Here is a 13,108-nt window from a genome sequence, read left to right as displayed (position 1 = left end):
GGGTCAGCCGGCGGGGACCGGAAGGGGCGACGCCGCGGGCTGGTCGGCGCTGGCTTGGCAAAAGGCCGCGACCTCGCCGAGGGAGGTGGCGATCACTGCCGCCGCCCCCTTCTCCTGCCGCAATTCGGCGAGCGTCGCGCTGCCGGGCGGGGCATGCCACAGCGCCACGATCACCGGCACCCCGGGCAGGCGCCGCGCCACGCGCCGCAGGAAGTAGCGCACCGCCGCGGCGCTGCTCCCTTCTTCCAGCACCGAGAGGCAGCAGAGCCGGACGCGGGCGGGATCGAGCCGCGGGTCGGGCGCGCCTTCCAGCGCGGCGCTCGGCAGGGAAGCCGCGCCGAAGCCCTCATGCCGCAGGCCCTGCGCGGCGATGGCGGCGGAGAGGTCGTCCAGCCGGCCGCGCCCGGCGATGCACAGCACGGCCCCCTCCCCGCGCCAGGAATCCGGCAGGCGGGCGGCCTGGGGCGTGGGCGGGCTCTCGGCCAGTTCGTCCAGCAGCGTCTCCACCTGCTGGCGGATGGCGCCCAGGCGCTCCGGCTCCAGCACCTCCCGCGACCAGTCGGCCTCCGCCAGCGCCAGGCCGCGCAGCGCCACCTCGTCATGCCAGGCGGTGAGCGAGGTGCCCTGGCGCAGCGCCGCGCGTGCCTGCAGCACCAGCGCGTCGGCATCGCCCTCCAGCGCCCGCTGGTAGAAGCTCTCCTCCGGCCGCAGCGGCGGCCGGTCGCCCAGCATGACGTCCAGGAATTCCAGCCGCGGCACGTGGCGGCCGAGCACGACGAGGCCGACGGTCAGCGGCGTGGCCAGCAGCAGGCCGATCGGCCCCCACATGAAGGTCCAGAAGGTCGCCGCCACGATGATCGAGACCGGGGAGAGGCCGGCGCTGCGGCCGAAGACCAGCGGCTCGAAGAGCTGGCCCATCAGCGGCTCGCCCAGGGCGAAGAGGCCGATCACGGACAGCGACATGCCCCAGCCCGGATCGGCGGCCATCGCCACCAGCGCGGGCGGGATCACCGCCACCGGCGTGCCGACGAAGGGCACGAAGCGCATCAGCCCCGCCAGGATGCCCCACAGCGGCGCGCCCGGCAGGCCGATCAGCCACAGCCCGGCGGCCATCGCCGCGCCGAAGGCGGCGTTCAGGATCAGCTGCGCCAGGAACAGGCGCGAAAGGCGATAGGCGGCGTCGTCCAGCGCGCCGACCGTGCGGTGCAGGTCGCGCACCCCGGCCAGGCGGATCAGCCGGTTCCGCAGGTCCTCGCGGTAGAGCAGGATGAACAGCGCGAAGACCAGCACGAGCCCCGCCGTGGCCAGCGGCGCGAGGACCGGGCCGATGAAGCCGGCCACCACCTCGATCGGCGTCGAATCCTCCGTCGCCACGGTCGGCATCGGCTGCGCCGGGCGCGCGCCCACCATCTCCCGCAGCGCGTTCACCGCATCCTCGGCGCCCGACAGCAGCTCGGCGATGCGCAGCTCGGCCAGCTTGGCGCGCAGGTTCCCGCCATAGTCGGCAAGCCCCGCGGCCAGGGCGGCGAGCTGGCGCAGCACGACGGTGAAGAGGCCGGCGAGCACGCCGACCGCGGCCAGCATCGCCAGCAGCGCGGCCGCCACCTCGCCAAGCCCCGCGCGGCGCAGCAGGCGCACCAGGGGCGCCAGCACGAAGGCCAGGATGACGGCGAGCGCCAGCGGCACGAGCAGGTCGCGCCCCAGATACAGCGCGGCGACGACGATCGCCGCGGCGACGAGCGGCGCCGCCGCCGTCAGCGAGGCGGTGGCGCGCGGCGCCGCGCGCCGCCCGTTCGGGCCGATGTCCAAGGCCGGCGATCCCCTGTCACGCGTTCCGCTGCGGGAACGCATCGGCTCGCGGCGGGTTCACTGCGGCGAACCGGCGTGGCCCTTCGGGCGCTATGCACAGGCAAGAAGGCTTCCACCATCGTGTTCCGCAGCCGCCTCCGATCCGAAGAGCCGATCGCCCCGGACCGCCCGCCGCCCGAATGGGCGCGGCGCGCGCCGCTTCTGGCAACGGCGCTGGTGCTGCTCGCGATCGGCACCGCGGCCTGGGCCTGGAGCAGCGAGACGGACAGCGCCTGGGGCTATGTCGCCGCGCTCGGCACCGTGCTGCTGGCCTGCGCCCTGCTCGCCGCCCTCGCCCTTGCGCGGCGCCGGACCGAGCGCAGGGCGCAGGCGCTGCTGCGCGGCGTGACGGAGAATGCGCCGATCGGCCTCGGCTTCCTCGACCGGGAGTTGCGGCTGCGGCATGCCAACCGCCATCTCACCGCGCTGGGAGAGCGCACGCTGGGCGTCGAGGCGGGCAGCGACGCCACCCTGCCGGAGGAGGTGAGCACCCAGATCGCGCCCCAGCTGCGCAAGGTGCTGGAGGGCGGCCGCGCGCAGACCGGGATCGAGGTGGTGGTGCGCCCGCCCGGCAAGGAGAGGCTGGCGCGGCACCTGCTGCTCGGCATCTTCCCGCTCGGCACGGAACGCGGCGGGCGGCCGGACGGCGTCGGTCTCTTCGCCATCGACGACACGCTGCGGCGCCGCGCCGAGGACCGGCTGCGGCGCAGCGAGACGCGACTGCGCACCATCCTGGATGCGATCCCGCAGCTCGCCTGGATGACCGATGCGGCGGGACAGGTGCTCTGGTTCAACCGCCGCTGGTACGAATTCACCGGGCTCGGAACCGACGATGCGGTGGGCGATGGCTGGCAGGTCGCGCTGCATCCCGAGCACGCGGCGCGGGTGAGCGGGCGCTTCGCCGCCGCCATCGAGGCCGGCACCGCCTGGGAGGACAGCTTCCCGCTTCGCGGCAAGGACGGACACTACCGCTGGTTCCTCTCCCGCGCGCTGCCGCTGTTCGAGCCGGGCGAGGAGGAGGACGACGCGGCGCGCCCGATCGGCTGGTTCGGCACCAACACCGACATCACCGAGCTGCGCGAGACGGAGGAGGCGCTGGCCGCCGCCAAGGCCGCGGCCGAGGACGCCAACCTGGCGAAGAGCCAGTTCATCGCCAACATGTCGCATGAGCTGCGCACGCCGCTCTCCGCCGTGATCGGCTATGCCGAGATGCTGGAAGAGGAGGCGGAAGGGCTGGAGGGGGCCGCGGACTTCCTCGACGATCTGCGGAAGATCAGCGGCAATGCGCGGCACCTGCTCTCCCTGATCAACGACGTGCTGGACCTTTCCAAGATCGAGGCCGGGCGGATGGAGGTGCAGGCCGAGGATTTCGGCCTCTGCGCGCTGGTGGAGGACGTGGCCGGCACGGTCGAGGCTCTGGCCGAGCAGCGGCGCAACCGGCTGGTCGTGGAATGCGACGCCGCTATCGGGGAGGCGCATTCGGATCCGGTGAAGATCCGCCAATGCCTGTTCAACCTGCTGGGCAACGCCGCGAAATTCACGGAGGACGGCACGATCACCCTCCGCGCCTCGGGGGAGGCGGACCGGCTGGTCTTCGAAGTGGAGGACACCGGCATCGGCATGTCCCCCGAGCAGCTGGACAAGCTGTTCCGCCGCTTCACCCAGGCCGATGCCTCCACCACGCGGCGCTTCGGCGGGACGGGACTGGGCCTGGCGATCACCAAGGCCTTCGCGACGATGCTGGGCGGCGAGATCGCCGTGCGCAGCGAGGCCGGCAAGGGCAGCACCTTCACCCTCAGCCTGCCCGCCGACATCCGCGACGCGCGCGCCGAGCCGGACGATCCCGCGACGCTCGTCGGCGAGGCCGCGGCGGAGGAGCATGACGGGCGGGCGGGGCTGGTGCTGGTGATCGACGACGACGCGGCGACGCGCGACCTCGTCTCCCGCTTCCTCCGCCGCGAAGGCTTCGCCGTGCGCTGCGCCGCGGATGGGGCGGAGGGGCTGGCGATGGCGCGCCGCCTGCGCCCCTCGGCGATCCTGCTCGACGTGATGATGCCCCGCCTCGACGGCTGGGCGGTGCTGACGGCGCTGAAGGCCGATCCCGACCTGTCGGAGACGCCGGTGGTGATGCTGACGGTGGTGCAGGAACGCGGCCTTGCCCTCTCGCTCGGCGCGGCCGACTACCTCAACAAGCCGGTGCGCTGGGACCGGTTGAAGCGCGTGCTCGACCGCTTCCGCCGCGAGGTGGCGACGGGCCACGCGCTGCTGCTGGAAGCCGATCCGAACGAACGGGCGGAGCTGCGCGCGCTGCTGGAAGCGGAGGGCTGGACCGTCGAGACGGCAGCGGACACCGAGGCCGCGCTCGCGCGCCTGGATACGCCACCGGTGCCGGCGGTGCTGGTGATGGAGCTGCGCGCCGCGGCCGTCGGCGACGGCTTCGGGCTGCTGCGGGAGCTGCGGCGCCGCCCGATGCTGCGCGACCTGCCGGTGATCGCCATCACCGAGGGCGAGGTGGATGAGGCGCAGCTCTCCCGCCTGCGGGAGACGGTGCGCACCATCGTGCCGGCGGAAGCGGCCGGGCTTGCGCTGGCGAAGGAACTCAAGCGCGTCGCCCCGGCGGCGCCCGGCATCGAGGAGGCACGGTGACCCGAATCCTGCTTGTGGAGGACCATGAGGAACTCTGGGACTTCCTTTCTCGCCGCCTGCGTCGCCGCGGCTTCGAGGTGGAGCTGGCGCATGATGGGCAGGACGGCGTGGACAAGGCGCGCAGCCTGGCGCCGGACGTGATCCTGCTGGACATGAACCTGCCCGTCATGGACGGCTGGACCGCCGCGCGGCTGCTGCGGGAGGACGCGGCGACGCAACGCATCCCGATCATCGCGCTGACGGCGCATGCCATGTCGGGGGACCGTGGCCGCGTGCTGGAGGCGGGCTGCGACGACTACCATCCGAAGCCCGTGGATTTCTCGCGCCTGCTGGCGCAGATCGACGCGGCGCTGCTGAAGCGCGACGAGGCCGAGGAACCGCCGGCAGAGAGCTAGCCCGGCGGCGCTGCCACGAGGTCCGGAAAGCGGCCGGCCAGCCCGGCGGTGTCGGGCATGGCCTCGCCCGGAAAGCTCTGCAGCACGCGGGCGAGGTCCGCCGGGCGCAGCCGCGGGCAGTCGCTCTCCTCCACGCTGCGGCAGGCCAGGCGATCGAGCAGCACCAGCACGCGCGCCCGGGGGTCGAGCGCGACCAGCCGTTCCGCCTCCTCCGCGCTCGCCTTGTCGCGCTGCTCCTCCAGCGCGTCCTGCGCCTCCACCGGCAGCCAGCCGCTTCCGTCGTTCAATCCGCTCATGCCGCACGCAGCGCGCGGCACGCCCCGCGGTTCCGCTATCGCGGCGCGAGCGGCCAGACGAAGGCGATCATCGGCACGCCGACCGCCAGCACGATGAGCGTCAGCGGCAGGCCGAGCCGCGGGTAATCCGCGAAACGATAGCCGCCCGGCCCCATGACCAGCGTGTTGCACTGGTGCCCGATGGGCGTGAGGAAGTCGCAGGCGGCGCCGAGCGCGACCGCCATCAGGAAGGGATCGGGCGCAAGGTTCAGCCGCTGCGCTAGGCTCGCCGCGATCGGCGCCAGCACCAGCACGGTCGCGGCGTTGTTCAGGAAGGGCGTCACCGCCATGGCGAAGGCCATGATGGCGGCCAGCGCGCCCATCGGCGGCAGGTGCTGCACGGCCGCGGCGAGCCAGCCGGCCAGCAGGTCGGAACCGCCGGTGGTGCGGATCGCCTCGCTCACCGGGATGAGCGCGCCGAGCAGGATCAGCACCGGCCATTCCACCGCCTCATAGGCCTCGCGCATGGTCAGCGCGCGCAGCACCAGCAGCACCACGGCCGCGCCGAAGAAGGCGACGGCGACCGGCACCAGATTGAGCCCCACCAGCAGCATGGCCGCCGCCAGCACCGCCGCCGGCACGATGCTGCGCCGGCTGCTGCCGAGCGCGATGTCGCGGCCGGAGAGCGGCAGCACGCGCAGTTCGCCCAGCGCCTCCGGCAGCCTCTCCTGCGCGCCCTTCAGGATCACCACGTCGCCGGCGCGGAATCGCAGCGCAGCAAGCCTCCGCGTCACGCGCTGCCCGCTGCGGCTGACCGCGATCAGCGCGACGCCCTGGCGCCGGCCGAGTTCGAGCTCGGCCGGCGTGCGGCCCACCAGCGCGCTGCCCTCCGTGACCACGCCTTCGACGACCACCGGCTCGTCCACCGGCCGCTTCTCCGCCTGCCGCTCGCCCGCCAGGACCAGGCCGGCGCGCGCCTGGAGGCTCTCGAGCTCCTCCGGCTCGCCGTCCAGCAGCAGCACGTCGCCCGCGCGCAGCACCAGTTCCGGCGACGGCGGCAGCCGGCGGAAGCGCTCGCGGATCACCACGGCGGCGCGCACGCCATGCGCCATGGCCTCCAGCTCGCCCAGGGTCCGGCCCGCCATCGGGCTCTCCTCCGGCAGCGTCGCTTCCGTCGTGTAGGTCTCGATCGTGAAGGCGGCCTCCATGCCGGCCGAGCCGCGCCGGCCGCGCGGCAGCAGCCGCCACCCCACCGCGAGGAAGGCGAGGCCCGCCACCGCCACCACCGCGCCTACCGGCGCGAAGTCGAACATGCGGAACGGCTCCCCCAGGATCTCCTCCCGCATGCGGGAGACGACGATGTTGGGCGAGGTGCCGATCAGCGTGACCACGCCGCCGAGCAGCGACGCGAAGGCCATCGGCATCAGCAGCGCAGAGGGCGAATGGCCGGTGCGCCGCGCGAGCTGGAACGCGACGGGCATCAGCAGCGCGACGGCACCGATGTTCTTGACGAAGCCGGAGAGCAGCAGCACCACGCCGGCCAGCACCGGCACTTGCGTCGCCGGGCTGCGCAGATGCGACAGCAGCGGGCGCATCACCGTCTCCACCACGCCCGACCGCGCCACCGCGGCGCTGACCAGCAGGGCGGAGGCGACGATGATGACGATGTCGTCCGAGAAGCCCGCGAAGGCAGCCTCCGGCGTCACCACGCCGCTGACCAGCCCGGCGAGCAGCGCGAGCAGCGCCACGAGGTCATAGGGCAGCCTGCCCCAGACAAACAGGCCGATCGTCACCCCGAGGATGGCGAAGGCCATGGACTGGTCCAGGGTCACGAAGCGGGCACCGGCAGCGTCACGCCATCGAAACGCGTGGCCGCGCGGGGGTTCCCCGGAACCCGGCGCAGGTCTCCGCGTCGCCCCGTGCATGAACCGCTCGCCCCCGCCGCCGGCGGACCAGACGCTGCGCCTCGCCCTGGCGCAGAAGCTGCTGCATGCCTGGTCGCAGAACCGGCTGCAGGTGCGCGTGCCGCTGAGCCTCAACCTGGCGCGCATGCCCGCCGCGCAGCGCGTGCCGGTCGCGCGCCTGATGGCCGCCGCGCTCGCCGCCTGCGGCGCCACGGCCGAGGCCGATGCCGCGCGGCTGGACCAGGCGCTGGAACGGATCGGCGGCGCGGCGGAGCGCGCGCCGGCGCGTCGCGCCCTGCATGACCCGCCGGACCTGATCGCGCTCCTGGGTGCGCTGGAAGCCGCGGGCCTCAGCGCGCATGGCTATGCCGCGGCGGCGCTGGTGCTGGAGCGGCGCGTGCCGGCGCAGCGGCTGTTCCTCAATTGGCTGGCGGCGCGCTTCGCGCTGCCCGCAACGCTCACCGCGGGGCTGGCGCGCCGCTGACCCCGCCCTCCGCCTCGGTCAGCGCGGCGAGCGCGCGCTGCAGCGCCTCGCTTTCCAGCAGCATCGCCCGCGCAAGGTCCGACAGCGTGATCCAGCCGACGACGCGCCCGCCCGCATCCACCACCGGCAGGCGCCGCAAATGGTGGGCCGCCATGCGGTCCAGCGCGGCCTGCAGCGCATCCTCCTCGCGGCAGGTGACGACGGGGCTGGAGAGCACCTCCGCCACGCGCACGCGCGAGGCATCCAGCCCGCGCGCGACGACGCGGTAGAGCAGGTCCCGGTCGGTGACGATGCCGCGCAGGTCGGAAGGGCCGCCGACCGGCAGCGCGCCGACATCGAGCTCGCCCATCAACTCGGCCGCGGCGCGCACCGGCGCCTCGGGCGCGACGAACTCCACTTCCCGCGTCATCAGATCGGCCACCCGCATGGCGGCGCCAACGCGGCCATGGCTCGGCCGTTCCGGTCAGGGCGGCAGGGTGGTGCTGCCCATCGCCTCCGCCATCAGCGCGATATCCGCGATCTTGGCGTGGAAGCGCGACCAGTCATCGGCCTCGGCGATCGGCGCCCAGATCGCCTCGACCTCGTCGATCAGCATGGAGCAGGGCTCCATCCGATCGGCGAAATAGGGGTGGTCGAGATTGGCATCGGGCGTCGCGGGGTGGTCCAGCAGCAGCGCACGCAGCGGCGCGAAGGCCTCCTCGCCATAGGTTGCCGCGAGGGGGCTGCGCGCGGCGCGATCCGCGCTCAGCCCGCCGCCGCGCCAGTCGAAGAACACCCGGTCCAGCGGCGCCTGGCTGTCGAGCAGGAACTGATACAGCGTGCGCACCAGCGCCGCGTCCCGCTCCTCGCCGGCGGAAGCCAGCCCCAGCCGCCACAGCACCTTGGCGCGGAATTCCGCATGCAGCGCGTCCTCGAAGCCTTCGAGCGCCGCCTGCAGCGGTGCCTCCTCGGCCAGCGGCAGCAGGCAGCCGCCGAGCCGCGCCAGGTTCCAAAGCAGCGCCTCCGGCTGGCGCGCCAGGGCGTAGAGGCCGCCATAGTCGAAATAGGCCGCGGTGAAGTCCGGCTTGTAGGTCGGCGCCCAGCGCCAGGGGCCGTAGTCGAAGCTCTCGCCGGTGATGTTGGTGTTGTCCGTGTTCAGCACGCCATGCACGAACCCGGCCGCCATCCATTGCGCGCCCATCCGCGCCACGCGGCGCGTCACCGCCTCGAAAAAGGCGACCACCTGCGCGCCCGGATCCTCGCGCCGCGCTTCCGGGATGTAGTGCGCGCAGCAATGCGCGACGAGGCGCGCGATGGCGTCGTTGTCCTTGTGATAGGCGAAGCGCTGGAAGGTGCCGATGCGGATGTGGGAATGGCTGAGCCGCACCAGCACCGCGGCCCGCGTGGGCGAGGGCTCGTCGTTGCGCTGCAGCGCCTCTCCGGTCTCGACCAGACTGAAGGATTTCGAGGTGTAGACGCCCTGCGCCTCGAGCATCTCGGTCGCGAGCACCTCGCGCACGCCGCCCTTCAGCGTGAGCCTTCCATCGGCGCCGCGATGATAGGGCGTGCGGCCGCTGCCCTTGGTGCCGAGATCGAGCAGCCGCCCATCCCGCAGATCGTGCAGCTGCGCGAAGAGGAAGCCGCGCCCGTCGCCGAGATCTGGGTTGTAGGAGCGGAACTGGTGGCCGTGGTAGCGCAGCGCCAGCGGCGTGTCGAAGCTGCCGGGCAACGGCTCGAATTTTCCGAAGTGTGCGGTCCACTCCTCATCCGTCAGTGCATCCAGGCCGACGCGTCGATCCCAGCGCCGGTTGCGCCAGCGCAGGATGTGCTGCGGAAAGCGCGCGGCGGCGACAGGATCAAAAAAATCGTCGCCGAGATCGGCGTGGCGCGTCGAAGGCTGGTAGGCTGGCGAGACTGGCATCTGGGCTTCCCGGCACCGGCTTCCCGCCAGATGGCGCCGCCGGCGCCGCGGCTCAACCCGCCCCCCTTCCCGCGCCCGGCGCCTGCGCCCAAACTGCCCCTGCAGCGAAGGAGCGCGCCTTGCCCACAGCCCTGGTCGGCCGCAACGGTTTTCCCCTAACGCTCGAGAAGCAGCCGGCGCGCGGCGCGCGCGGCGTCGTGTGCAGCAACCATCCGCTCGCCAGCGCCGCGGGCGCCGAGGTGCTGCTGGCCGGCGGCAACGCCGTGGACGCCGCCATCGCCACGCTTTTCGCGCTGACGGTTGTGGAGCCGATGATGGTCGGCCTCACCGGCGGCGGCGTCTGCCACATCCGCATGGCGGACGGCGCGCATGAGGTGCTGGACGGTCTTTCCGCCGCCCCCGCCGCGGCCACGCCCGACATGTATCGCCCGATCCCTGGCTCGCCGCCCGAGGAGCGGGAGACGGAGGGCAAGCGCAACGCCGTCGGCGCGCTCGCGGTCGCCGTGCCGGCGGCGCTGCGCGGCTGGGCGCACGCCCTGGCGCGGCACGGCACCTGGCCGCTGGCCGATGTGATGGAGCCGGCGATCCGGCTCGCCGCGCGCGGCTTCCGCGTCACGCCCTATCTCTCCGACTGCATCGCGGACGCCGCCGCGGACCTCGCGCGCGATGCCGATCTCGCCGCGCGCTTCCTCCCCGGCGGCGATCGCCTGCCGGCCGGCGCGAAGCTGGTGCAGGGGGCCTATGCCGAGACGCTGCGCGCCGTGGCGCAGGAGGGGCCGGACCTGCTGCATGGCGGCGCGCTCGGGCGGCTGATGGCGGAGCACCTCGCGCGGCAGGACGGGATCGTGACGGTCGAGGATCTCGCCCGCGTGCGCACGCTGGAACGCGCGCCGATCCGCGGCACCTATCGCGGCTTCGACGTGTTCGGCCCGCCGCCCCCGGCCTCCGCCGGCGTGCATGTGGCGCAGATGCTGAACGTGCTGGAGGCGATGGACGTCGCCGGGCTCGGCTTCGGCACCACGGAGGCGCTGCACCTGGTGGCGGAGGTGCTGAAGATGGCCTTCGCCGACCGCGCGGTGGCGACCGCCGATCCCGACTTCGTGCGCGTGCCGGTGGCCATGCTCACCAGCAAGGACTACGCCGAACGCCGCCGTGCCCTGCTGGACATGAAGCGCGCCCGGTCCTGGGAAGCGGACCCGACACTCGCGGAATCCAACTGCACCACGCATGTGACGGTCGCCGATGCGGCGGGGAACATCGTCGCGACGACGCAGACGATCAACGCCATGTTCGGCGCGCGCATCGCTATCCCCGGCACCGGGCTGATCTGCAACAACTACATGCACAATTTCGACCCGCGGCCCGGCCTCGCGCTCTCGGTCGCGCCGGGCAAGCGCGTCTATACCTCGATGGCGCCGACCATCGTGCTGCAGGACGGCGCGCCGCGCTTCGCGCTCGGCCTGCCCGGGGGCCTGCGCATCTTCCCCTCCGCGTTCCAGGCGCTGCTCAACCTGATCGACCACGCCATGCCGCTGCAGGCGGCACTGGAAGCGCCGCGCATCTGGACCATGGGCAATGCGCTGGAGCTCGAGCCCGCCATCCCCGATACAGTCGCCGGCGCGCTGGCCGCGATGGGGCACACGATCAAGCGGGTCAAAACAATCGGCGGCGGCATCAACGGCATCGCCTTCGAGCCCGATGGCAGCATGACGGGCGCGGCCTGCTGGCGCGCCGATGGCAGCGTCGCCGCGCTCGGCGGCGGGCTGGCGCGGGCCGGCGTGCGCTTTTCCACCGAGCCCAACACCACCGGACAGAGCACCGCATGACACAGAAGATCGTGATGCTGCAGCCGATCGGCGCGGAGCAGGAGGCCAACATAAGGGCGCTGCTCCCCGAGGGCTTTTCGGTCAGCGCCATCAAGGGGCGCAGCCCCGATGACGTGAAGGCCGGCGTCGCGGACGCGGATTACGGCGTCTGGTGGGACCTGCCGATCTCGGCGGATGTCGTGGCCGCTGCGCCGCGCATCAAGCTGTTCCACAAATGGGGCGTCGGCATCGACAACATCGACATCGAGGCCTGCCGCGCGCGCGGCATCCGCATTGCGCGGACGACCGGCTCGAACGCGGTGCCGGTGGCGGAGGCGACCGTCGGGCTGATGATCGCCGTCGCGCGCTGCATCGTGCAGGCGCATGTCGCCACCGTCGCCGGAGGCTGGCCGAAGACCGAGGTTTCGCAGCGATCGATCCTCGTCTCCGGCAAGACGGTCGGCATCCTCGGCCTCGGCGCGATCGGCAAGGGTGTCGCGAAGCGGCTGCGCGGCTTCGACTGCACGATCCTCTACAACAACCGCAATCGCCTGCCGGAGGCGGAGGAGCAGGCGCTCGGCGTGCAGTACCGCACGCTGGATGCGATGCTGGCGGAGTGCGACATCCTGTCCTTGAACTGCCCGCTGACGCCGGAGACGGCGGGGTTGATCAATGCCGCGCGACTGGCGCGGATGAAGCGCGGCGCGCTGCTCGTGAACGTCGCGCGCGGCGGCATCGTGGTGGAAGCGGATCTGGTGGAGGCGCTGCGCTCGGGCCACCTCGCGGGCGCGGCGGTGGACGTCTTCGACCAGGAGCCGCCGCCGCCCGACCACCCGCTGCTGCACATGCCCAACGTGGTCTGCACGCCGCACACCGCGACCAGTTCCTATGAGAACTCGCGGCGGACCATCATGCACTGGCTGGGGAACATCATGCGGGTGCACAAGGGCGAGGAGATCCCGCCCCAGGACGTGGTGCTGTAACGTGCTCCCTCCCCCGCCTGCGCGGGGGAGGGAAAAGTCCCTACTGTTTCGCGAAGTGGTGGCAGAAGCCGGCGCCGATTTCCGTCAGCCGGTCGGCGATCAGCTTGCCGCTCTCCGCGCTGCACAGCCGCGGATCGCCGGTGCCCAAGCCGTTCGGGCTGACCACATCGTATTCGTGCGGCACGGTGACCTCGGCGCCGTTGAAGCTGAGCGAGCCCCAGCCCTGGAAGGGCAGGCCGAGCGCCGTGGCGCCGCCCTTGCGCGGCTCCGGGATCAGGTCCTTGCGCACCCGCTCCGGGAACAGGTGCATGCACAGGCTGGTCAGCGGATCGGCGCCGTGGCTGCTGACGGCCTTCGCCTTCTCCGCGCCCAGCAGCTTCGGCATCTCGGCATAGGCGATGCGCCACAGATAGAGCGAGGGGATGATCGGCCCGCCCTTGTGCATCACCGCGCGCGTCGCCTCGTTGATCGCGTTCACGTTGCCGCCATGGCCGTTGATGATCACCAGCTTCGTCAGCCGGTGGCGCAGCAATTCGGAGAACAACTCGTCCAGCACCGCGCGGAAGGTGGCGGCGGACAGCGCGATGCCGCCGATCATCGGGCCGAAATAGTCGCCCTTGCCGAAGGGAAGCACCGGCGCGACGACGGTGCGCGTGCCCTCCGCCGTCGCCTTCAGCGCGATCAGCTCGGCCATCTTCTCGGCCAGGAAATAGTCGCCCATCGGGGCATGCGGGCCCTGGTCCTCATGGCTGCCCATCGGCAACAGGATCACCGGGTTCTTCGGATAGAGCGCTCGGGCCTCGTCGCCCGTGATCTCGCCCATGCGCACCTTGGTGGGGGAAACATCGGTCATTGCTCTGGCCTTCCT

Annotated in this window: 11 protein-coding genes; 5 read left to right on the top strand and 6 right to left on the bottom strand. The window is 72.7% G+C overall.

The window, feature by feature from the left end:
* Window positions 1-3: 3 nt before the first annotated feature.
* Window positions 4-1,809 (bottom strand): AI-2E family transporter, encoded by a 1,806-nt coding sequence (locus DFH01_RS27855; protein ID WP_158287802.1) that lies wholly within the window; start codon window positions 1,807-1,809, stop codon window positions 4-6.
* A gap of 120 nt (window positions 1,810-1,929) precedes the next feature.
* Here DFH01_RS27855 and DFH01_RS17650 point away from each other — a divergent pair, with 120 nt between their 5' ends.
* Both DFH01_RS17650 and DFH01_RS17645 read left to right on the top strand, forming a co-directional pair.
* On the top strand, window positions 1,930-4,494 hold the full coding sequence (locus DFH01_RS17650) for a hybrid sensor histidine kinase/response regulator (protein ID WP_158287801.1): 2,565 nt from the start codon (window positions 1,930-1,932) through the stop codon (window positions 4,492-4,494).
* Window positions 4,491-4,889 (top strand): response regulator, encoded by a 399-nt coding sequence (locus DFH01_RS17645; protein ID WP_109871807.1) that lies wholly within the window; start codon window positions 4,491-4,493, stop codon window positions 4,887-4,889. Before DFH01_RS17650 ends, DFH01_RS17645 begins: the two co-directional genes overlap by 4 nt.
* Here the strand turns inward: DFH01_RS17645 and DFH01_RS17640 are convergent.
* Entirely contained in the window at window positions 4,886-5,185 is a 300-nt protein-coding gene (locus DFH01_RS17640) for a hypothetical protein (protein ID WP_109871806.1), read from the bottom strand. The genes DFH01_RS17645 and DFH01_RS17640 overlap by 4 nt on opposite strands.
* 35 nt (window positions 5,186-5,220) lie before the next feature.
* Window positions 5,221-6,996: an SLC13 family permease gene (locus DFH01_RS17635; RefSeq protein WP_109871805.1), complete on the bottom strand. Its 1,776-nt coding sequence runs from the start codon at window positions 6,994-6,996 to the stop codon at window positions 5,221-5,223.
* Between the two features lie 91 nt (window positions 6,997-7,087).
* Here DFH01_RS17635 and DFH01_RS17630 point away from each other — a divergent pair, with 91 nt between their 5' ends.
* Window positions 7,088-7,552, top strand: coding sequence for a DUF533 domain-containing protein (locus tag DFH01_RS17630; RefSeq protein WP_109871804.1), 465 nt, complete (start codon window positions 7,088-7,090; stop codon window positions 7,550-7,552).
* Here the strand turns inward: DFH01_RS17630 and DFH01_RS17625 are convergent.
* The gene (locus DFH01_RS17625; RefSeq protein ID WP_233256162.1) at window positions 7,527-7,979 is read right to left on the bottom strand and encodes a CBS domain-containing protein; all 453 of its coding nucleotides are present in this window, start codon (window positions 7,977-7,979) and stop codon (window positions 7,527-7,529) included. The genes DFH01_RS17630 and DFH01_RS17625 overlap by 26 nt on opposite strands.
* A gap of 36 nt (window positions 7,980-8,015) precedes the next feature.
* Window positions 8,016-9,452, bottom strand: coding sequence for a protein adenylyltransferase SelO (locus DFH01_RS17620; protein WP_109871803.1), 1,437 nt, complete (start codon window positions 9,450-9,452; stop codon window positions 8,016-8,018).
* A 119-nt stretch (window positions 9,453-9,571) separates the two neighbouring features.
* Here DFH01_RS17620 and ggt point away from each other — a divergent pair, with 119 nt between their 5' ends.
* Together ggt and DFH01_RS17610 are read left to right on the top strand one after the other, a co-directional pair.
* Entirely contained in the window at window positions 9,572-11,278 is a 1,707-nt protein-coding gene (gene ggt, locus DFH01_RS17615) for a gamma-glutamyltransferase (protein ID WP_199231277.1), read from the top strand.
* A complete protein-coding gene (locus DFH01_RS17610; protein ID WP_109871802.1) occupies window positions 11,275-12,240 on the top strand; it encodes a 2-hydroxyacid dehydrogenase in 966 nt (321 codons plus the stop codon). Before ggt ends, DFH01_RS17610 begins: the two co-directional genes overlap by 4 nt.
* Before the next feature lie 40 nt (window positions 12,241-12,280).
* Here DFH01_RS17610 and DFH01_RS17605 read toward each other — a convergent pair whose 3' ends face one another.
* Complete coding sequence (locus tag DFH01_RS17605; RefSeq protein ID WP_233256161.1) at window positions 12,281-13,093, bottom strand: creatininase family protein; 813 nt, start codon at window positions 13,091-13,093, stop codon at window positions 12,281-12,283.
* Window positions 13,094-13,108 lie beyond the last annotated feature (15 nt).

The sequence above is a fragment of the Falsiroseomonas bella genome (assembly GCF_003173615.1).
GTDB lineage: Bacteria > Pseudomonadota > Alphaproteobacteria > Acetobacterales > Acetobacteraceae > Falsiroseomonas > Falsiroseomonas bella.
The sequence above is the reverse complement of the archived record's forward strand: the minus strand, read 5'-3'. Positions and strand labels throughout refer to the sequence as shown.